This is a genomic window from Acidithiobacillus sp. AC3, assembly GCF_050261095.1.
GTDB lineage: Bacteria > Pseudomonadota > Gammaproteobacteria > Acidithiobacillales > Acidithiobacillaceae > Igneacidithiobacillus > Igneacidithiobacillus copahuensis.
In genome coordinates, this window is sequence record NZ_CP189838.1 from 2064582 (window position 1) to 2083927 (window position 19346).

Consider the following 19346-nt stretch of genomic DNA (forward strand, 5'->3'; position numbering starts at 1 on the left):
GAGATGGTATGTGTCGTAGTGTACGCATCGCTGCAGACGCTTGCACTCTCGGCGCAGAGCTGCGTTAATATTGGCAGAGCGTCTGCGCACGGAGTCAAATCATGAAGCGCGTCTTTTTGTTTCTGGCAACCAATCTTGCCATCCTGCTGATCCTCAGCATTTCCTGGACCATTCTCTCGCATCTCTTTGGCTTTGATCAGGCCAGAGCGGGAGTCCACCTGCCGACCCTGCTGATCTTTTCCTTGGTTTTTGGCTTTGGCGGTGCATTCATTTCCCTGCTGATGTCGAAGTGGATGGCCAAGCGCAGCGTCGGTGCCGAAGTCATCCAGCAGCCACGTAACCCCACCGAACAATGGCTGGTGCAGACCGTGCAGCGCCACGCGACTGCCGCCGGCATTGGCATGCCCGAAGTCGCGATCTATCCCTCGCCCGAGATCAACGCCTTTGCCACCGGTGCCAGTCGGAATCACGCCCTGGTTGCCGTCAGTACTGGCCTATTGCAGCAGATGAATGCCGATGAGGCAGAGGCCGTGCTCGGACATGAAATTGGGCACATCGCCAACGGCGACATGGTCACCCTTACCTTGATTCAGGGCGTGGTCAATACCTTCGTCATCTTCTTCGCCCGCATCATTGGCAATCTGGTAGACCGCGTGGTGTTTCGCAATGAAGAGGGCAATGGCATCGCCTACTGGATTACCACCATCGTCGCCGAAATGGTCCTTGGCGTGCTGGCCAGCATCATTGTCTTGTGGTTTTCCCGCCAGCGGGAATTTCGCGCCGATGCCGCCGGTGCCCGCTTTGCCGGGCGCAACAAGATGATCGCCGCCCTGGAACGCCTGCGCGCGTCCCACGAAGAAAGCCATCTACCCAAGGCCATGACGGCCTTCGGCATTCTCGGACATGGCGGCCTTTCGCGCCTGTTCATGAGTCATCCGCCCCTGGAGGAGCGTATTGCGGCCCTGCGCCAGCAGCGCTAGAAACGAGCCGTTATCAGAAGCAGGGGGTTCAGCTACCCTGCCCTTCCAGGGAGCAGACGCCCTTCTCTTGCATTCCTTTGCAGGTGCCGTAGAGAGAAAGGCTGTGGTCGGTGATGTGGAAGCCACGCTCGGCAGCGATCTGCAGCTGCCGGTTTTCCAGGGTTTGATCAAAAAACTCGAGGACTTTGCCACAGGCGGTACAGACCATGTGGTCGTGATGACCACTTTCATTGAGTTCAAAGACCGCGCGATCGCCTTCAAAATGGTGGCGACGCACCAGACCCGCCATCTCGAACTGGGTCATGACGCGGTAGACGGTGGCCAGGCCCACCTCTTCTCCGGCATCGAGCAGCTGCCGGTAGACCTCCTCCGCTGTCAGATGGCGCGTATCGCTGGCCTCGAGAATCTGCAGGATCCGCAGGCGCGGCAGGGTGGCCTTCAGACCAGCCCGTTTCAGTTCTTCACTATTCATCCGTTCCAATGGCAAGTAGCGCGTTCTTTTAGTAGCATAGTGGCACCGTACGCCTAAGACAAGGATCATGCGCACATTCTCTTTTCTCGCGAGCACCCTCCTTCTCTGCACCACCCTGAGCGCCTGCAGTATTTATCGCGTCAATGTGCAGCAAGGTAACGTCGTCAGTCAGAAAGAACTGGCGCAAATCCACAAAGGCATGGACAAGGCCGAGGTCAGCGCGGTGTTGGGCGCGCCTTTACTACAGGATCCCTGGAGCTCCGATGAATGGGTCTACAGCTACAGTGACAAGCCTGCTTACGGCAGTACCACAGTGCGCAACGTCATCCTGCATTTCAGTCGGGACGGCAGCTTGCAAAGTATCAGCGGCGACGTAAAGGCACTCGCCGGCGAAAAGGGCTGACAAAGCGCTCAGCCTGGTTTTTTTGCCAGACGCGGGCTGCCATATACCTGCCGTGCCCGCTGTCCAAAGCGCTGCACCATGGTTTCGGCGGCCTGTTTGAAGATTGGCTCCAGGAATGCGCCGATGAGACGGCTGGCGAATTCAAAGCGCATGTCCAGGGTCACGCGTGTGCCACCCTCCACTGGCTCGAGTTGCCAGAGCCCTTCCAAAAAACGAAAGGGACCGTCGACCAGTCGCACCTCGGCCAGCTTGGGACGCTGGTAGCGGTTGCGCGTGGAAAAGGCTTTACCGAAAGAATTGTGGGCGATGCGGATCTCGGCCACCACTTCATCGCCACGATCCTGCAGGATACGGGTGGCGCCACACCAGGGCAGGAATTGCGGATAACTGCGAATATCTTCGACCAGGGCAAAAATCTCTTCGGCGCTGTAGGGCAACACCGCCGACTTGCGGATATGGTGCATCAAGCTCCTCGACTCAGTAGCGGCGCGAGCCCAGCGCCCGCGCCTGAATGCGACGATCGACCTGGGCCAGCAACCATTCCAGCGGACGTCGCCACCAGGACCGGCGTTGCCAGTGCTCCGCCGAAATTTCCCGAGAGCGGGCAAACTCGCGCAGAAACAGGGTACGCAGCGAGGCCAGGGGAAGCAGACCTTTTACTTCGAGATTGAGCTCGCGGTTGAACCAAAGGCTCAGAAAATCGAGATTGGCCGAACCGACCGCTCCCCACTGACCATCCACCAGAATGTACTTGGCGTGCAGAAAGCTTTCCTGATATTCATACACCCGCACGCGATGTCGCAACAGTTTTTGATAATACGCCTGAATGCCGAGGCGCAAAAGAGGATGATCGGTCACCCGGCCCGCCAGCAGCACGCGCACATCCACGCCACGACGCACGGCGCCATACAGGGCTGAGAGAACGATGGGATCGGGGTTGAAGTAGGGAGTAGCGATCCACAGACTCTCCCGCGCCGAGCGGAAGGCGGCGAGATAGCGCCGGCGGATCGTAAAGCGATCCGGTGGCGAACCCGCCAGCAAGCGTACTATAGCGTCTGCATGACGGTCTGGGGCTTCGCTGGGAGCGGCGCGCAACTCCTTGTGCGATAGTGGACGGTTTTTCAGAAACAGGCGACGGACCAGAGGCACGATCGGCCCGCGACAGGCAAAAAGCACATCGCGGTAGGGAAGCTGCCCCGGATCGCCGCGTAGCCAGGCATCGGCAAGGGCAAAACCGCCCACCGCCAACCATTGTTGGTCGATGAGCACAATGCGACGGTGACTGCGGCGCAGGCTCTTTTCCCAACCGCGCCAGCCGAGGCGGTGATACCATTCGAAAGTGCCACCGGCGGCACGCAATTTCTGAATCCAGCGCTCGGGAAATCCGCGACTACCCACCGCATCGAGACGCAGATGCACGAGCACACCATCGCGCGCCTTCGCGCAGAGGATGTCAAAAACTTCTTCCGGCCAATTGCCCGCCTGGAAGATATAGTTCTCGAAGAGAATTTCCTGTTCCGCAGAGCGCAGCTTTTCCACCAGATGGCGCGCAATGACTGGCATCTCCGTCAGCAGGGTCCAGTCCTCCGCCGGCAGCCAGGCCGGGTTACGCCGCGTCATCTCTCCCCTCCCCAATGTTCGGCATTGCTCAAACCTTCGCCGGGTCTTCCCGCTGGCAGTCTAACCCCAGGCACCCCGCAGGGGCTATGGCGCCTTGTGCGCTGCGCCGCGCTTTGCGCTAAGATCGCCCCTCTGATCCAGAGCTTGGGATGTCATGAGCAGCAGCACCATTGCCCTCAATCGTGAGGCGAGACATGAGTACTTTATCGAGGAGCGCTTCGAGGCCGGCATCGCCCTCGAAGGGTGGGAAGTAAAGTCCCTGCGCGCCGGACGCCTGCAGCTCAAGGACAGCTATGTGGTGATCAAAAACGGAGAGCTTTGGCTCCTGGGCGCGCATGTCAGCCCGCTACCCACTGCCAGCACCCACATCCAACCGGATCCGACCCGTACCCGCAAGTTGCTGATGCATCGTCTGGAAATCAATCGCCTGATTGGTGCCGTCGAGCGCAAAGGCTTTACCATCGTCCCTCTGGCGATGTACTGGAAGCAGGGGCGCGCCAAGACCGAGATCGCCCTGGTCAAGGGCAAACAGGCACACGACAAGCGCGCCACTCTGAAAGAACGCGAATGGCAGCGGGACAAGGCGCGCATTCTGAAAGGTGGCGCACGCGATGGCTAAGACGCAGAAGAACGGCGAGCACCATCTTCTCCATGCCCTGCTGCTCTTCGTCTTTGCCTTCTGGCTTTTTGCTTTCCATACCGGCGACGCGAGTCTTTGGGACATCGACGAGCCGAACAACGCCCAGTGTCTGAAGGAGATGATCGCCCACAACAACTACGTGGTGCCTACCTTCAATGGCCAGTTGCGACCGGACAAGCCTGTTCTCAATTACTGGTTGATGGACCTGGGAGTACGTGCCCTGGGCATGAATAGTTGGGGGCTGCGCATCGGTTCGGTGCTCATGGGCGCACTCCTCGTACTGTATTTGACGCTGACCCTGCGGCGTCTGCTTGGAGCACGCGCGGCTCTGCTCACTGGCCTGTTTACCGCCACCGCACTGCACAGTCAGATCATCTTTCGCGCCGCCGTCCCCGACCCCCTGGTCATCCTCTTTACTACCGTCGCTTTGCTGGCCTATCTGCGCGGCTACCTCTACCCGGAGGAACGGCGCTGGCAGTATCTCCTGTCCTATGCCGCCATGGCCCTGGGCACCCTCACGGAGGGACCGATCTTTTTCCTGCTGCCCGGCCTGATCATTGTCGTCTTTCTGCTGCTGCGCCGCGATTTGCCGCATCTGTGGCGGCAGGGGCAGCTGCGCTGGGGCCTGCCGATCTTTTTGCTGCTCACCCTGCCCTGGTACATTGCCGTGGGAATCGAGACCCACTGGCGCTGGGATCTGCTCTTCATTGCCCAGCAAAATGTAGCCCGCTACACCGGCGCCATGCAGGGACATCAAGGGCCCATCGTCTATTATCTGTTCACGACCTTCCTCGGCCTGCTACCCTGGTCAGTGTTTTTTCCCCAGATGTTCGCCACCTTGTGGTTGCAGCGGAAAGAGTATTTCCGTTCGCGCCCAGACCTGCTCTTCTTTGGGCTCTGGGCGGGGATCTGGATTGCTTTTTTCAGTCTGGGCGCGACCAAGTTGCCCAATTATGTCTGGGAGGCCTATCCGCCTCTACTCGCCCTCCTCGCCTGGCGCATGGACCTTGCCTTGAGTGGTGTCCACGCCTTTTGCGGGCGTGGCATCATCGCCTCATTGCTCGGCCTGGCGGCAATCGGCGGCATCCTGCTCGGGCTGGGCGCCACGCTGGTACCGCAAAGCTTGCCACCGCTCGGCTCGGTCGCCTATCTGGGCTTGCCCTATCTACTTGCCGCCGTCGTCGGCCTGTATTTTGTCTATCGGCAGCAATTCCTGGGCGTGATCGGCAGCCTGGGGGTAGGAGCCGTTGCCCTGGCCTTCTCTATGATTCTGCTGCTCATGCCCGGCCTCGATCACCTAAAGCCCTCGGTGACCATGGGAGAGATGGTGCACAGCATAGAGGGACAGCGGCCCTATGCCATCGCCACCTGGCAGTGGTGGGAGCCGAGCTTCCTGTTTTACGCCGGCCGCGGAGCGATGACTGCAACACAGATCCAGCAGCCCAAACAACAAATTCCGGCGATTCTGGCAGCCAGCCACGGACCTTTGTTTCTGGCCCTGCCGCAAAAAGATATCGTTGCACTGCGCCAGGAAATGACTGCTGGGGAGTCGGCAAAAATCCTCTATACTGGCTATGAGATGTACAGTCGTCAGAATATTTCTTTGGTGCGTATCGATGCGAAATAAATTCCTGCTTGCCTTCCTGCTGCTCCTCGGCAGCCTATTGCTTTTTCCCTTGCAGCCAGTACTGGCGCAAGACGCGGCGCCCCATGCAGCAGACCATGATCTGCAATTCTGGGATGCCCTCAGCCACTCCTATTACGTACAGGAGGGCTCACGAGGATCATTGGTCTACTTGTTTCTGGAGCCTGATTGTCCGTACTGTCATGTGCTCTATAACTGGCTGCAAAACCCCGTCAGTTCGGGCAAGCTCCGCCTGCGCGTCGTCATTATCGGTTTCCCGAACTCCTCCTCCAGTATGGGCAAAGCCGCGGCGATTCTCGGCGCCAAAGACCCTGTACAGGCGTTGAAGGAAAACGAGAAGGGCTTTGCTATCCACAATGGTGCGCCAGAGGGCGGCATTGCTCCTGCAAGCGCCGCCCTGATCCAGAAGCAGCTCGGCAAACTGCAGCGCAACTTCAACTTCTTGGCGGGGAAGGAGTCCCTACTCGATCCCCAGAGCGTCCAGCAATCGGGGGTAAGCACGCCCATGCTGGTCTATCGCAGTGGCAAGCAGGTGCAGTACGTCCTCGGCCTTCCCGACCATCAGCAATGGCAGCAGATCATCGACGGACCTTGAGCCTGGCATTGGCCAGCTTGGCGCTACTGCTTGGTCTGGCTGCCCTGGGTACGGTGCTGTACCTGCAATTCGCGGGTGATATTCAGCCTTGCAGTCTCTGCATTTATCAGCGCGTGGCGGATCTGGCGATGCTCTTGGCGATCAGCATCGGCTTTTTTGCCGGGCGACGCTGGCTCTGGTCTTTGGCTGCTTTGGCGGCACTCGGCGGGGCGGTACTGGCAGGATGGCAGTGGCATCTGGCAAATAGCGCGACGCGCAAGGTTCATGCCTGTGCAGCCATTCAGTTACTACCGCAAGAAAACTTTGCGTCCGGGAGCTTTGCTGGAACGTTGGCTGGCGCTCTGGCCGGGCAAGGGTCCTGCGCGATTGCCGGGCAGCAGCGCTTCTGGAACCTGCCGATCACCCACTGGAGCGTTACCGTATTTCTGCTCTGTGCGCTGTGCCTGCTGCTGGCGATTTTCTTCAGCGCCCGGCGGCGCTGAGGGCAGTCCGAGCTGCCGCCTGGGCCTGCCCCGCGTAGGAACGACCAAAAAGCAGCCAGTGGTTGAGCAGATGATAGAGTTGGTAGAGGGGACGCCGAACGGCATAGCCAGCGGCATCAAAAGCCGGCATGGCCAGGGCTTGATAACGTTGCCAGAACACTGCCGGTGGCTGGGCGAAGAGTTCCAGCATGGCAAGATCCATCTCCCGATCACAGACCGCTACAGCGGGATCGAAAAGCCAGACATCGCCATCGACCCCCGCGCCCCAATTCCCTGACCACAGGTCGCCGTGAGTGAGGGAACCTTGCGGGGCATGATTCTGCAGGATCTCGGGCAGAGCCGCCAAAAGATCCGCAAACAGCCTCGCCTCCTCGCGCTGCAGCTCCATCTGCGCGATTAGGACCTCCAAACGCTGCTCGCGCAAAAACTTCTGCCATTCTGCGGCGCTGGTTCCGTCCGTTAGGCGATTCTGCTGCCGCGTAGCGCCGAGAAAATTGTCGCGCGGCCAACCGAATTGCGGCCAGGCCGGGCTATGCAGAGCGGCCAGGACACCGCCCAGGGCGGCCCAGGCAGCATCGTCCTTGTGCGCGAAGGTCAATAACTGCAGGGCCAGGATGGTATCGCCGGACTCCTCCCAGACGCCATAGACGTGGGGCACCGGCACGCCCGCCGCCTGCAGGGCGCGTAGGCCGTCGGCTTCGGCTTCCGACTGGGTGCGCCCCTTCCCGATCTTGAGGAAAAGCGCCCGGTCGGCATTGTGTGCCCGATACATGCGAAAAAAATCACTCGCCCCACTGGCCTCTACCCGCCAGTCGCCGCACAGCTCTTGCTGCAAGCGACGCTCTACAGACATGGTCTAGTAGCCACTATCAGCGCCGCACAGCTCCGCCACCGTGCGCAGGGCAGCCGTCCGGCTCTCGGCCAGAATGTTGAGGTGACCCATCTTGCGCCCCGGCCGCGCCTCACTCTTTCCATAAAGATAGGGCTTTACTTGCGGATGGCAAAGCCAGGCGTTCCAGTCTGGCCCCGCCCCCTGCCACCATTCGCCGAGCAGGTTCAGCATCGCCACCGGCGAGAGCAGGCGGGTATCGCCCAAAGGTAAGCCGGTCAGGGCTCGTACCTGCTGATCGAACTGGCTGTGCACGCAGGCGTCGAGGGTATAATGGCCACTATTATGCGGGCGTGGCGCCATCTCGTTGACAAGCAATTCGCCATCCGCGCTGAGGAAAAATTCCACGGCGAGGACACCGACATACTCCAGTGCCTCGGCAATGCGCAGGGCCGCGCGCCGCGCCTGTTCCTGATGCGCTTCAGAAAGCTCGCAGGGCACGATGCTGAGGTCCAGAATGCCATGCCGGTGTCGGTTCTCGGCGATGGGGTAAAAGACCGCCAGGCCATCGCTGCTGCGCGCAAGAATCACCGAAAACTCCTGACGCAGGGCGACCCGCGCTTCCAGCAACGCCGGACGCTGTCCCAGTTCCTGCCACGCCGTTGCCAAATCGGCGGCAGAGGCTACGGCCACCTGCCCCTTGCCATCGTAGCCATCCTGCGCGGTCTTGAGGATTGCCGGGAAAGCAAGCTGCGCGGCAGCCGGCAGATCGGCGGCCTGCTCGAGGAGGGCAAAGGGTGCCGTTACCAATCCCAGATCCCGAAAAAACGCTTTCTCCAGACGCCGGTCCTGGGCGATGCGCAGGGCTTCTGGACCTGGCCGCAGAGGAAGCCGCTCGGCACAGTAGGCGAGGGTAGAAAGCGGGATCTGCTCGCGCTCGACCGTGACGGCGGCCACTCCAGCGCAGAACTCCGCCAACACCGCATCCTCGGTGAAAGGGGCGCAGAAATGTCGGGCCGCGACCGCCGCCGCCGGGGCTTTGGGATCCGGATCAAATACCCAGACATCGTAGTCGAGTCGCCGGGCGGCCAGGGCAAACATCAGCCCCAATTGGCCACCACCCAGAACGCCAAGGACACTGCCGGGCGCGATCATGATGCCGGTGGCGGCACTTGGCTGTGCAAGGCCTGCTCCGTTTGCGCTGCCCGAAAACGCTGCAGCCGCGCATGCAAGTCCGGGTCGTGCAGGGCCAGTTGTGCTGCGGCAAAGAGCGCCGCGTTGGCAGCCCCCGCCGCGCCAATGGCAAAGGTGGCGACCGGCACTCCCTTGGGCATTTGCACAATGGACAGCAAGGAGTCCTGCCCCTGCAGGTGCCGCGAAGGCACTGGCACCCCTAGCACCGGCACCAGGGTCTTGGCGGCTAGCATCCCCGGGAGGTGGGCGGCACCGCCGGCGCCCGCAATGATGGCCTGCAATCCGCGCGCGCTGGCCTCCTCTGCATAGGCAAAGAGGAGATCGGGGGTGCGGTGGGCGGAGACGACCCGGGTCTCATGCGGTATCTGCAAATCGGCCAGAATCTGGGCAGCCGACTGCATCACCTCCCAGTCGCTCACACTGCCCATGACCACGCCGACAATCGGCCCCTGCTGCATTGCTCTCCCCTTCGGCGTCGCACCGGAAACTGGCTATAATGCCGGGCATGAACGCGTCTCTCAAGCCCGAATTTCGTCCCATCCGCAGCTTTGTCCTGCGTCAGGGCCGCCTCACCAACGCGCAAGCGCGCATTTTGCAAGAGCGCGGCAGCTTTTACATTCTCGATGCTCAGGCAGCCTGGCACTCACCCTGGGCCGGCTCCCAAGCCCTGATGCTGGAAATCGGCTTTGGCAATGGAGAACATCTGACGCAGTTTGCCGAGAAGCATCCGGACTGGGGCTGCATCGGTGCCGAGGTCCACTCCCCCGGCGTCGGCTCCCTACTCTTGCGTGCCGAAGCGGCAGGACTCCAGAATCTGCGGGTACTGCATGACGATGTCGCGCCGTGGTTGCGTAGCTTGCCAGACAGCGTCTTTGCGCTGGTTGTCGTCCAGTTTCCCGATCCCTGGCGAAAGAAACGGCATCATAAGCGGCGCATCATTCAGCCCGATTTTCTGGAGCTGCTGCATCGGGTCATGCAATCCGGTGGTGAGTTGCAGCTGGCGACAGACTGGCAGCCCTATGCCGAGCAGATGCTGACCTTGCTGGAAAGCGCGCCCGGCTGGGAGAATTTGGCGGGATCGGGGCACTATGCAGCCCCCCCGGAAAACCGTATCCAGACCCGTTTTGAACGCCGCGGTACGGCCTTGGGCCATGCCGTTTTCGACCTGCGCTTTGCTTGTCGCAAAAAATGAGCGTGCCGCGCCTCTCCGATTGCCTGCACTGCCGGATGCGCGGGGAAAGTATCTTTGCTGGCCTCAATCCGGCGGAACTCTGCACCCTGGGCATGGAAGTGCAGGACATCGATTGCGCCGCCGGGGAGGTCCTCTATCGCTCGGGAGATCCCGCCCGCCACGCCTACACCCTGCGGGAAGGAGCGGTGAAGTTGGTAAAGACCTTGAGCAACGGCCAGCAGGTCATCCTGCGCCTGCTGCATCACGGTGATCTCTTTGGCTTTGAAGGACTGCGGGAGAAAGAGCATCGGCACGATGCCATCAGCATCGCGCCGGGCAAACTCTGTCGCCTGGATCTCGTCGAACTGCAGCGCCTATCCGAGCGCCAGCCGAAAGTCCGCGAGGCCATTTTTCAGCGCTGGCAGGACGCTCTGCGCGCCAGCGAGGAACGGGTGGTGGAGCTCGGTGCCAAGAAGGCCGAGGCACGCCTCGCTACCTTTCTGTTGCAATGGGCACAGCGCTATCCGCAGCTGCGCGTCCTGCCCTTCCCTCTGACCCGTCAGGATCTCGCCGATTTTCTTGGGCTATCGGTGGAGCATGTCAGCCGCCTCATGGCGGAATTCAAGCGTCAGAAACTGCTGCAAGAAGCTCGCAACCAACTGGAAATCCTCTCCCCGCAAAGACTGCAGGAAATCGCTGCGGCCAAATCCGACTGATTCACTCGAGATTGATCTTTGTCAATGCACGCTTGTGCTGCCCTAGGCAAGATATCTCCATTGGCGAGATGCTGCTCTGTTTCGTCGCGAAAGCAGCACTCTTTACAGCACCAAAAATTGAGACAAGGAGATTCCATCATGTACCAAAACGATTCTGCAATGTTCCGCGTTCGTGGCCAGGGTGGCGGGCGCGCCGGTGGCGATCCTGCCCGAGCCGCCCGGCACCAGCACGATCAAGCGGTGTTTCACCGTCTGCTGGCCCTGCACGAGCAGATCGAACGCGACCTGGAGTTGTTGCCCAATGGCGTGCGTGCCCGCACCCGGTCCAACAATCCCGAAATCGTCGCGCTGTTGCACGACCATGTCCCCTCGATGAAGCAGCGGCTGGAAGAAAATTTTGGCCTGCGCTTCTGGGACCCGGCCTTCGCCGAGCTCTTTGCCCAGCACGACAAGATCCATATGGAGCTCACCCTGCTGCCGGATGGTGTACTGATCGAGGAGACCAGCGAAGATCCGAATGTGGTCGAACTCATCCAGGCCCATGGCCAGATCATCAATCTCTTCGTTGCCAAAGGCGGCGCCCAGGCACAGCAGGAGAGCCCGTTGCCGGATGCCTATCGGCGCGTGCTGGCCTGAGCTATCCTGATCAAAAGCATCGGTAGCATCACAGGAGGATTGTATGGCCCAATTTACCCTCATTGGTAGTGGCTTTGGCGGCCTGACGGCCGTGCGCGAGCTGCGCCGCCGCGCCCCCGACGCAGAGATCCGTCTCGTCGCCCCCAAGCCGGAGTTCATTTACTACCCCAGTCTCATCTGGGTTCCGACCGGTCTGCGCCAGGGCGAGGAACTGCGCATCGACCTGCGCGACTTCTTCCAGCGCCAACGGGTGGAGTTCGTTGCCGACACGGTGCAATCCATCAATGCCCAAGGACAAGTGGAACTGGAATCCGGCGCCAGTCTGCAACAGGATGCCCTGATCATTGCCGCCGGCGGACGCGGCCTGCGCAAGCTGCCGGGGATCGAACACAGTCTCGCCATCTGCGATGGCATCGAGACCGCGCAACAGATTCGCGAGCGCCTGCAGAGCATGGCCGGTGGCAAGATTGCCTTCGGCTTTGCCGGTAATCCCCAGGAACCGGGTGCCGTACGCGGCGGCCCCATCTTCGAGCTGCTCTTCGGGATCGACACCTACCTACGCCGTCAGGGCAATCGCGAAAAATTCACCCTGACCTTCTTCAATCCCATGCGCGAGCCGGGTAATCGTCTCGGTGTCGATGCCGTCGCGGGATTGTTGGCGGAGATGGAAAAACGCCAGATTCGCACCCACCTCGGCCACAAAATTACCGGCTTCGATGCCCAACAGGTGCACACCGAGGGGGGCGACATCGATGCCGATCTGATCCTCTTCATGCCCGGTATGACCGGCCCGGCCTTTGCGGCCAACAGTGCCCTGCCGCTGTCGGCGGGCGGTTTCCTGCAGGCCGACAATCACTGTCAGGTTCCTGGCCTGCCCGGGGTCTATGTGGTGGGGGATGCGGCATCCTACGGTGACAGTCCGGACTGGCTACCCAAACAGGGACACAGCGCCGATCTCCAGGCTAAGACTGCGGTGCACAATGCCCTTCGCCATGTGCAAGGACAAGCGGCCGACCAGAGCTTCCGCCAGGAACTTATCTGCATCGTCGACAGTCTCGACGGCGGCAACCTCGTATTTCGCAACCCCAATACGGCCCGCGTCGTCCCCGGCTCCTGGTGGCATCTGGCCAAGCGCGCCTTTGAATGGCGCTATCTGGCCCCCTATCGCCCCCGTTCTGCCGGGTAAACCCGCCCCTTCCAGGCACCACCCCGCCCGCCGTAGTGACGACGGGCGGAGTCCAAAGTCATCAGGGTATACAGCCAGGCGGCCGGCTGTAATGTCAGCACCCAAAGCGGAGAAAGCCGATAATCGCGCAGGGTCGGCCAGAACATCCGCCAGGAGAGTAACAGGCTGACCAGGGATAGTCCCCAGACCCAGACTTGATCGTAGGCGAGTCCGACGAGCAATAACACCCAAGGCAACAGATACAGAAAGAGCATACTCAACGTGGCAATGAGTAGGCGCGAAGGGCGAAAATCGAGTTGCACATAGGCGGAGCGCGTCACCATCTGCCAGATTTCCTGCAGGCGGGTATAGCGTCGCAGGCTGACACTGTGATCGGCAAGTCCCAGCCAGATAGGCCCCTGTGCCTTGAGTTGCGCGGCTAGGGTGCAGTCGTCGATGAGCGCGCCACGCATCGCCAGCAGCCCGCCGCTTGCCGTCAACGCTGCGCCTGCCACCAGCATGCATCCCCCCGCCGCGCCGGCGAGCTTACGTCGCGGGTCATTGACCCAGGGGAAGGGATACAGCTTCTGAAAAAAGAACAGAAAAGGCGGAATGAGCCAGCGCTCCCACAAAGTCTGACAGGAAAGACGCACCATGAGTGAGACCAAAACACGCTTTTCCGTCACCGCTTTGGCGACGAGGGCGCGCAAGACCAGCGGCGCATGTACGATATCGCCATCGGTAAACCAGAGGTAGGGTACGGCGCCAGCCGCCTCCACCCCTTGCGACATCGCCCAGACCTTACCCGCCCAGCCTGCCGGGAGGTCTTTTCCGCGCAGGACCGTCAGCCGCGATGCAGCATCCAGTTCTGCCGCAGCAGACTGCGCCAGATCCGCAGTACCGTCGGCACTTTGGTCATCAATGACGATCAGTCGCAGTTCGCCGGGATAGTCCTGGCCAAGAATCCCGCGCACGCAGGCAGCAATTCCGGCCGCCTCGTTCCGTGCGGGGACCACGGCAGTGACTGCCGGCCACTGTGCAATTTCCGCGGCGGTAAGGCGTTGGTCCGCTAGCCAAAATCCTCCCCGCGCCAGATACAGGACAACCCACGCCAGAAAAACCGCGATCGCAAAGCCCAGCAGCATCAGGCATTGCCACCAATCCGCCATTGGGTCGCCGCCTCGGCTTTGGAACCCGGGTCCTCCAGACCACGCTTCATGCACTCCATTTTGATGGCCAAGCGCAAATCATTCTGGGAATCGGCGCCACGGATGGCATCCTCGTATTCGATCATGCCGTCCATATATAGCTTCACCAGCGACTGATCGAAAGTCTGCATGCCGACATCGTTGGGCCGGGCCATGGCGTCCTTCAACAGGCCGACTTCCCCGCGATAGATGAGATCGGCAATTGTCGGCGTATTGATCAGCACTTCCATTGCCGCAATTCGTCCTGATCGGCCCTTGAGGGGGAGAAGACGCTGCGATACCACCGCCTTGAGGTTGAGGGAAAGATCCATGAGCAACTGCCGTTTACGCTCTTCCGGGAAGAAATTGATGATGCGCTCCACCGCCTGATTGGCATTGTTGGCATGCAAGGTAGACATACACAGATGGCCGGTTTCGGCATAGGCCACCGCATGTTCCATGGTAGCGCGGCTGCGCACTTCGCCGATCAGGATGACGTCGGGGGCCTCACGCAGGGCGTTTTCCAGGGCGTTCTCGTAACTCAGAGTATCAATACCGACTTCGCGCTGATTGACGATCGACTTGATATTTTTGTGGAGATACTCAATGGGATCTTCAATGGTCAGTATGTGCCCTGCCGAACTGGCATTGCGATGTTGCAGCATGGACGCCAGGGAGGTGCTTTTTCCGGAGCCGGTAGCCCCCACAAAAAGCACCAAGCCGCGGGAGGTCATCGCCAATTCCTTCAGAATCGGCGGCATGTGCAGCTGATCCAAGGTCGGGATCTGCGTCTTGATGGCACGGATAACGAAGGATATTTCATTTCTCTGAAAAAATCCGTTGACGCGAAACCTACCCACACCCGGGATGGACAAGGCGAGATTGGCCTCCTTTTCGTGCTGGAAATCCTGCAGTCGTTCCAGACCGAGGATCTCCTTCGCGAGCGCCAGACTTTGGCCGGGTTTCAGGGGCTCGTCGCTGACGGGAACGGCGCGTCCATCGATCTTCATCACCGGTGGCGAGCCAACCGTAAAATACAGATCGGAACCGTTTTTCTCCATCATCAACCGTAACAGGTCATCAAGCACTGGCATGGTCTTCTCCCATCAAGCGACGTTGGCGAGGCTCTCTTTGTTCTGTGCCCGGCGCAGCGCATCGTCACGGCTGATCTTGTGCGCGCGGACCAGGGCAAGCAAACACTGATCAAGGGTCTGCATCCCCTGATTCTGACCTGTCTGGATGACGGAATACATCTGCGCCACCTTGTTTTCCCGAATCAGATTGCGGATCGCCGGGTTGGCAATCATGATCTCGTGCGCCGCCACCCGCCCACGATGGTCTGCGGTCGGGATGAGGGTTTGCGCGATCACCGCGCGCAGGGACTCCGAGAGCATGGCTCGCACCATATCCTTCTCCCCGCCAGGGAAGGAATCGATGATACGGTCGATGGTCTTTGGAGCAGAGCTGGTGTGCAGGGTACCGAATACGACATGCCCGGTCTCGGCTGCGGTCAGCGCCAAACGCATGGTTTCGAGGTCGCGCAACTCACCCACCAGAATCACATCTGGATCCTCACGCAGGGCAGAGCGCAAGGCGTTTTCAAAGGATTTTGTGTTAGGCCCGACCTCACGCTGGTTGATCAGACACTTGTTGGGGGTATGCAGAAACTCGATCGGATCTTCGATGGTAATGATATGATCCTGACGATGATTATTGATGTGGTTCACCATGGCCGCCAGGGTAGTCGACTTACCCGATCCCGTCGGGCCGGTCACCAGCACCAGTCCCCGCGGCACGTCGATGATCTCTTTGAATACCGTCGGCGCATTCAGCTCTTCCAGACTGAGGACCTTGGCGGGAATAGTACGAAACGCCGCGGCGGGGCCGCGATCCTGCTGAAAGGCGTTGATACGAAAGCGTGCCACCTGCGGGACGTCGATGGCGAAGTCGATTTCCAGATTCTCTTCATACCATTTCCGCTGCGCGTCGTTCATGATGTCGTAGATCATGGCATGCACGATCTCTTTGCTAAGAGGTGGCACGTTGACGGGTTTGATCTCGCCATTGATGCGCACCATGGGGGGCAGACCAGCGGAAACGTGGATATCGGACGCGTTGTTTTTTACCGCAAAACCGAGCAGATCGGTCACATCCATTTGGCTCATCTGCGACTTCCTTGTTTGGGCAACCAGCGATAGGCCATTACTATAGGCGATCTTCCAGATTCCGCCCAAAGAGAGTTGAATGGACCTTTCGCAACGCCTGCAGCAGATACAAGAAGAACTTCGCAGCCATGCGCCCTGCCGTCTCCTGGCGGTCAGCAAAACGGTGCCAGCTGAGCGTATGCGCGCCGCCTACGCACTGGGCCTGCGCCATTTTGGGGAGAATTATCTGCAGGAGGCCCTGGGCAAGATGGCGACCCTGGCGGATCTGGAAATCTGCTGGCACTTCATTGGCCGCATCCAGCGCAACAAAACCGGCGAGATCGCTCGCCACTTTGACTGGGTGGAGAGTGTCGATCGCAGCCTTCTCGTCGAGCGTCTGGATCGCGAGCGGGCTGGACTCCCACCTCTGCAGGTCTTGATCGAGGTTGCCATCAGCGGCGAGGAGAGTAAAGGCGGTTGTGCGATAGAAGGCATTTTTTCCTTGGCGGAACAGATTGTCGCCAGCGCCAATCTGCGGTTCCGCGGCCTGATGGCTCTGGCACATCCCGATCCTCATGTGGCTGCCCGGAATTTTGCGCAGCTAAGTGAATCTTATGAACAATTGCAGAGACATTTTCCCGCAGAGCAGATCGACACTCTTTCCATGGGCACCTCAGGCGACTATCCTGAAGCTTTGGCCCACGGGGCCACGGAAATTCGACTGGGGACCGTGCTGTTTGGCAGTCGTCCCAAGGAGCAATGATTGCAGCAGCAGATTATCTTTCTCGGAGCGGGCAACATGGCCCGCGCTCTCATCGCCGGCCTCTGCAACCATGGTTTTCCCGCGCAGCAGATCCAGGTCCACGCCCCCCATCCGCAGCGCCGCGACGCCTTGGCTGCGGAGTTCGGGGTACAGAGCTTAGCTGCCGAGCCATGCCCCCTGCCGCCAGAAGCCATAGTCGTATACGCCGCCAAGCCCAAACAGATGCGGGCAATACTTACGGCCTGGGCGCACGAACTGCGCGCTGCCAGAGTCTTGTTGATCTCGGTTGCTGCCGGCGTTCGCCTCAGTTCGTTACAGGCGCTGGTACCCGAAGTGGACGTCGTCCGGGTCATGCCCAATACCCCCACGCAGATTGGCGCTGGCGCAAGCACTCTTTATGCGCCAGCAGAGCTCGACACCGCGCGTCGCCAACAGGCGGAAAAATTGGTGCAGAGCACGGGATTGGCAGAGTGGTTGCCAGATGAAGAGAGTATGGACATGGCCACCGCCCTCGCCGGGAGTGGTCCCGCCTATGTGTTTCTCTTTCTGGAAGCGCTGGAGGATGCCGCCGTGGCTGGCGGACTGTATCGTGATCAGGCCCGCCGCCTGGCCATTGCCACCCTGCGCGGGGCGGCGGAACTCGCGCAGCAGAGCGATCTGGCACCGGCCTTGCTCCGCCACCAGGTCACCAGTCCCGGGGGGACGACGGCGGCGGGGCTCAGCGCCTGGGAGGAAGGCCTGCGGCCTCTCGCCAAACGTGCCCTGGATGCTGCCAGTCGGCGTAGTCAGGAGCTCGCCGCACTCCTGGCAGAAGAGCTCTGAAGATGCTGCTCTTCGATCTCTATCGCCTGCTGGATTTTGCCCTGACCTTGTTGCTCTTGGCCATTTTTATCCGCGCCATCCTCTCTTGGGTGCAACCCAATCCTTACAATCCAGTCGTGCGTTTTCTCGACCGCGTGACCGATCCCATCCTGCGCCCACTGCAGCAGCATCTACCGCCTCTGGGCGGCATCGATCTCAGCCCGCTGGTGGCCATGCTGCTCATCGAAGCGGCCAAGATGCTTCTGCATCGCCTGTTTTTTGGTGGTTTCTAATATCCTCTTTCCGGTTTGACCTTTTTGGACCAAGATCATGACACACCCTTCCCTGGAAGAAATTCTCGAAATCTTTTCCCTCCCCTTCAACGATCTCCTGTTTCGCGCCCAACAGGTGCATCGAGCGCACTTTGCGCCGAATGCCGTGCAATGTTCCACGCTTCTGTCGATCAAGACCGGGGCCTGCCCAGAGGACTGCGGCTACTGCGCGCAAAGCGTGCATCATGAGGCCAAACTGCCGGTCACCCCGCTGCTGCCTCTGGCAGACGTGCTCGAAGCCGCACAAGCCGCCAAGGACGCGGGGGCGCAGCGTTTCTGCATGGGCGCGGCCTGGCGCAGCCCGCATGAACGGGACCTGGAGAAAGTGGCAGAGATGGTGCGGGCAGTAAAAGAACTCGGCCTCGAAACCTGTGTCACCCTGGGGATGCTCAAACCCGGGCAGGCGGAGCGCCTGCAGGCGGCGGGTCTGGACTACTACAATCATAATCTCGATACCTCGCCCGAGTTCTATGGGGAGGTGATTCACACCCGCAGTTACGACGAGCGGCTGGAGACTCTGGCGGCGGTACGTAACGCCGGGATCAAGGTCTGCAGCGGCGGCATCCTGGGTATGGGAGAAAGTCGGCGTGACCGTGCCCGCCTGCTGCAAAGCCTGGCCGCCCTGGAGCCAGCACCGGAAAGCATTCCTATCAACGCCCTGGTGCCTATTGCCGGTACCCCCCTCGCCGAGGCGGAACCCATCGACGAGATCGAATTCGTGCGCACCATTGCCGTGGCGCGCATTCTCTTTCCCAATAGTTACGTGCGCTTGGCCGCCGGTCGGGAAAAGATGAGCGACAGCCTGCAGGCGCTAGCTTTCCTTGCCGGCGCCAACAGCATTTTCCTGGGAGATCGTCTGCTGACTACCAACAACGCCAGCAGCGATCACGACGCCAGCCTCTTCGCCAAGCTCGGACTGTGCGCCGCCGGTTAAGCAGCGGCGTCCTGTCTTAGCCGTGGTCGCCAAAGGAGAGGGGGAAGGAGTAGGTAACTAGAGCTTCGTTCTCGCCAGGATCCTGATTGACGATGTAGGCATTGGAAATGTGCGCGATCTTCACCCCGAGGCGCCCGCCATTGGCAAACTGATAGGCGAGACCCAATTCCAGGCGAAACTCGAAGATGCTGCCCAATTGCTTGCCATTGCCGGCGTCATAACCACCAAAGCCAAGAACGGGGGTCAAGACCCAACGATCCCAGGCGATGTCGGAATAAAAACCGGTATAGCCCATGAAGCCACCCCGGGTATTGGCCATCAGCCCCCATGCCGCACCGATACCGAATAGCTTGGATGCCGACTGATACTCTACGTTGATCTCCGGCACGCGCGGATTCGGCCCAGAAATGGGGTGAATCCCCACCCCGTTGAACACCCCCACGCCGGCACTCAGATACGCCGGCCCGCCCTGGATCACATGCAAGCCCTCGGCGCTGGCAAAAGGTGCAAAAGCCAGCATAGCGGCACCTGCAAATAACATCTTCGGGGAAGAAATTCGCATCCTCTACTCCTTAGTCTCTGTTCAAAAATCACTTGCCCGTAGGCGCGCCATGCGCTACCTTATCGACCGAACGGT

Annotated in this window: 24 protein-coding genes; 14 read left to right on the forward strand and 10 right to left on the reverse strand. The window is 60.3% G+C overall.

The window, feature by feature from the left end:
* Window positions 1-101: 101 nt before the first annotated feature.
* Complete coding sequence (gene htpX, locus ACQAYK_RS10365) at window positions 102-980, forward strand: protease HtpX (RefSeq protein ID WP_215872917.1); 879 nt, start codon at window positions 102-104, stop codon at window positions 978-980.
* Between the two features lie 28 nt (window positions 981-1008).
* Here the strand turns inward: htpX and fur are convergent, their stop codons facing one another.
* Window positions 1009-1452: a ferric iron uptake transcriptional regulator gene (gene fur, locus ACQAYK_RS10370; RefSeq protein ID WP_226827788.1), complete on the reverse strand. Its 444-nt coding sequence runs from the start codon at window positions 1450-1452 to the stop codon at window positions 1009-1011.
* 67 nt (window positions 1453-1519) lie between these two features.
* On the opposite strand from fur, the gene ACQAYK_RS10375 reads away from it, so the two are divergent.
* On the forward strand, window positions 1520-1855 hold the full coding sequence (locus ACQAYK_RS10375; protein WP_215872915.1) for an outer membrane protein assembly factor BamE: 336 nt from the start codon (window positions 1520-1522) through the stop codon (window positions 1853-1855).
* 8 nt (window positions 1856-1863) lie between these two features.
* Here the strand turns inward: ACQAYK_RS10375 and ACQAYK_RS10380 are convergent, their stop codons facing one another.
* Together ACQAYK_RS10380 and ACQAYK_RS10385 are read right to left on the reverse strand one after the other, a co-directional pair.
* A complete protein-coding gene (locus ACQAYK_RS10380) occupies window positions 1864-2319 on the reverse strand; it encodes a type II toxin-antitoxin system RatA family toxin (RefSeq protein ID WP_215872914.1) in 456 nt (151 codons plus the stop codon).
* A 13-nt stretch (window positions 2320-2332) separates the two neighbouring features.
* Window positions 2333-3475 (reverse strand): phospholipase D-like domain-containing protein, encoded by a 1143-nt coding sequence (locus tag ACQAYK_RS10385; protein WP_215872913.1) that lies wholly within the window; start codon window positions 3473-3475, stop codon window positions 2333-2335.
* Window positions 3476-3629: 154 nt separating this feature from the next.
* On the opposite strand from ACQAYK_RS10385, the gene smpB reads away from it, so the two are divergent.
* The 4 genes from smpB to ACQAYK_RS10405 are packed head-to-tail and all read left to right on the forward strand — an operon-like array spanning window position 3630 to window position 6837.
* A complete protein-coding gene (smpB, locus tag ACQAYK_RS10390; RefSeq protein ID WP_215872912.1) occupies window positions 3630-4094 on the forward strand; it encodes an SsrA-binding protein SmpB in 465 nt (154 codons plus the stop codon).
* Entirely contained in the window at window positions 4087-5742 is a 1656-nt protein-coding gene (locus tag ACQAYK_RS10395) for an ArnT family glycosyltransferase (RefSeq protein WP_215872911.1), read from the forward strand. Before smpB ends, ACQAYK_RS10395 begins: the two co-directional genes overlap by 8 nt.
* A complete protein-coding gene (locus ACQAYK_RS10400; protein WP_215872910.1) occupies window positions 5732-6355 on the forward strand; it encodes a thioredoxin fold domain-containing protein in 624 nt (207 codons plus the stop codon). The genes ACQAYK_RS10395 and ACQAYK_RS10400 overlap by 11 nt, the downstream gene beginning before the upstream one ends.
* Complete coding sequence (locus ACQAYK_RS10405; RefSeq protein WP_215872909.1) at window positions 6328-6837, forward strand: disulfide bond formation protein B; 510 nt, start codon at window positions 6328-6330, stop codon at window positions 6835-6837. Before ACQAYK_RS10400 ends, ACQAYK_RS10405 begins: the two co-directional genes overlap by 28 nt.
* Here ACQAYK_RS10405 and ACQAYK_RS10410 read toward each other — a convergent pair.
* The 3 genes from ACQAYK_RS10410 to purE are packed head-to-tail and all read right to left on the reverse strand — an operon-like array spanning window position 6818 to window position 9318.
* A complete protein-coding gene (locus ACQAYK_RS10410; protein ID WP_215872908.1) occupies window positions 6818-7690 on the reverse strand; it encodes a fructosamine kinase family protein in 873 nt (290 codons plus the stop codon). The two genes, ACQAYK_RS10405 and ACQAYK_RS10410, sit on opposite strands and share 20 nt — an antisense overlap.
* A gap of 3 nt (window positions 7691-7693) precedes the next feature.
* Window positions 7694-8821, reverse strand: a complete 1128-nt coding sequence (locus ACQAYK_RS10415) for a 5-(carboxyamino)imidazole ribonucleotide synthase (protein ID WP_215872907.1) — start codon at window positions 8819-8821, stop codon at window positions 7694-7696.
* Window positions 8818-9318, reverse strand: a complete 501-nt coding sequence (gene purE / locus ACQAYK_RS10420) for a 5-(carboxyamino)imidazole ribonucleotide mutase (protein ID WP_215872906.1) — start codon at window positions 9316-9318, stop codon at window positions 8818-8820. Before purE ends, ACQAYK_RS10415 begins: the two co-directional genes overlap by 4 nt.
* A 47-nt stretch (window positions 9319-9365) precedes the next feature.
* Here purE and trmB point away from each other — a divergent pair, with 47 nt between their 5' ends.
* The 4 genes from trmB to ACQAYK_RS10440 all read left to right on the forward strand — a co-directional run bounded on the left by trmB (window position 9366) and on the right by ACQAYK_RS10440 (window position 12569).
* Window positions 9366-10052, forward strand: a complete 687-nt coding sequence (trmB, locus tag ACQAYK_RS10425; RefSeq protein WP_483167553.1) for a tRNA (guanosine(46)-N7)-methyltransferase TrmB — start codon at window positions 9366-9368, stop codon at window positions 10050-10052.
* Window positions 10049-10747 carry a Crp/Fnr family transcriptional regulator gene (locus ACQAYK_RS10430; RefSeq protein WP_215872904.1) on the forward strand — a complete coding sequence of 233 codons (699 nt, stop codon included), beginning with the start codon at window positions 10049-10051 and terminating at the stop codon, window positions 10745-10747. The genes trmB and ACQAYK_RS10430 overlap by 4 nt, the downstream gene beginning before the upstream one ends.
* A gap of 138 nt (window positions 10748-10885) precedes the next feature.
* The gene (locus ACQAYK_RS10435) at window positions 10886-11383 is read left to right on the forward strand and encodes a hypothetical protein (RefSeq protein WP_226827793.1); all 498 of its coding nucleotides are present in this window, start codon (window positions 10886-10888) and stop codon (window positions 11381-11383) included.
* A gap of 43 nt (window positions 11384-11426) precedes the next feature.
* Window positions 11427-12569, forward strand: a complete 1143-nt coding sequence (locus ACQAYK_RS10440; RefSeq protein WP_215872903.1) for an NAD(P)/FAD-dependent oxidoreductase — start codon at window positions 11427-11429, stop codon at window positions 12567-12569.
* On the opposite strand, the gene ACQAYK_RS10445 is transcribed toward ACQAYK_RS10440, so the two are convergent.
* Genes ACQAYK_RS10445 through ACQAYK_RS10455 form a run of 3 tightly spaced genes read right to left on the reverse strand, consistent with a single transcriptional unit; the run spans window position 12545 to window position 15900 of the window.
* Complete coding sequence (locus tag ACQAYK_RS10445; protein WP_483167554.1) at window positions 12545-13717, reverse strand: glycosyltransferase; 1173 nt, start codon at window positions 13715-13717, stop codon at window positions 12545-12547. The two genes, ACQAYK_RS10440 and ACQAYK_RS10445, sit on opposite strands and share 25 nt — an antisense overlap.
* Window positions 13693-14829: a PilT/PilU family type 4a pilus ATPase gene (locus ACQAYK_RS10450; RefSeq protein WP_215872901.1), complete on the reverse strand. Its 1137-nt coding sequence runs from the start codon at window positions 14827-14829 to the stop codon at window positions 13693-13695. Before ACQAYK_RS10450 ends, ACQAYK_RS10445 begins: the two co-directional genes overlap by 25 nt.
* Before the next feature lie 12 nt (window positions 14830-14841).
* The gene (locus ACQAYK_RS10455; protein ID WP_303652380.1) at window positions 14842-15900 is read right to left on the reverse strand and encodes a type IV pilus twitching motility protein PilT; all 1059 of its coding nucleotides are present in this window, start codon (window positions 15898-15900) and stop codon (window positions 14842-14844) included.
* Window positions 15901-15979: 79 nt separating this feature from the next.
* Here ACQAYK_RS10455 and ACQAYK_RS10460 point away from each other — a divergent pair, with 79 nt between their 5' ends.
* The 4 genes from ACQAYK_RS10460 to bioB are packed head-to-tail and all read left to right on the forward strand — an operon-like array spanning window position 15980 to window position 18709.
* A complete protein-coding gene (locus ACQAYK_RS10460; RefSeq protein ID WP_215872900.1) occupies window positions 15980-16642 on the forward strand; it encodes a YggS family pyridoxal phosphate-dependent enzyme in 663 nt (220 codons plus the stop codon).
* A complete protein-coding gene (gene proC, locus ACQAYK_RS10465; RefSeq protein ID WP_226827800.1) occupies window positions 16643-17464 on the forward strand; it encodes a pyrroline-5-carboxylate reductase in 822 nt (273 codons plus the stop codon).
* Between the two features lie 2 nt (window positions 17465-17466).
* On the forward strand, window positions 17467-17736 hold the full coding sequence (locus ACQAYK_RS10470; RefSeq protein WP_215872899.1) for a YggT family protein: 270 nt from the start codon (window positions 17467-17469) through the stop codon (window positions 17734-17736).
* A gap of 37 nt (window positions 17737-17773) precedes the next feature.
* The gene (bioB, locus tag ACQAYK_RS10475) at window positions 17774-18709 is read left to right on the forward strand and encodes a biotin synthase BioB (RefSeq protein WP_215872898.1); all 936 of its coding nucleotides are present in this window, start codon (window positions 17774-17776) and stop codon (window positions 18707-18709) included.
* Window positions 18710-18725: 16 nt separating this feature from the next.
* On the opposite strand, the gene ACQAYK_RS10480 is transcribed toward bioB, so the two are convergent.
* Window positions 18726-19271 carry an acyloxyacyl hydrolase gene (locus ACQAYK_RS10480; RefSeq protein WP_215872897.1) on the reverse strand — a complete coding sequence of 182 codons (546 nt, stop codon included), beginning with the start codon at window positions 19269-19271 and terminating at the stop codon, window positions 18726-18728.
* Window positions 19272-19346: the final 75 nt, after the last annotated feature.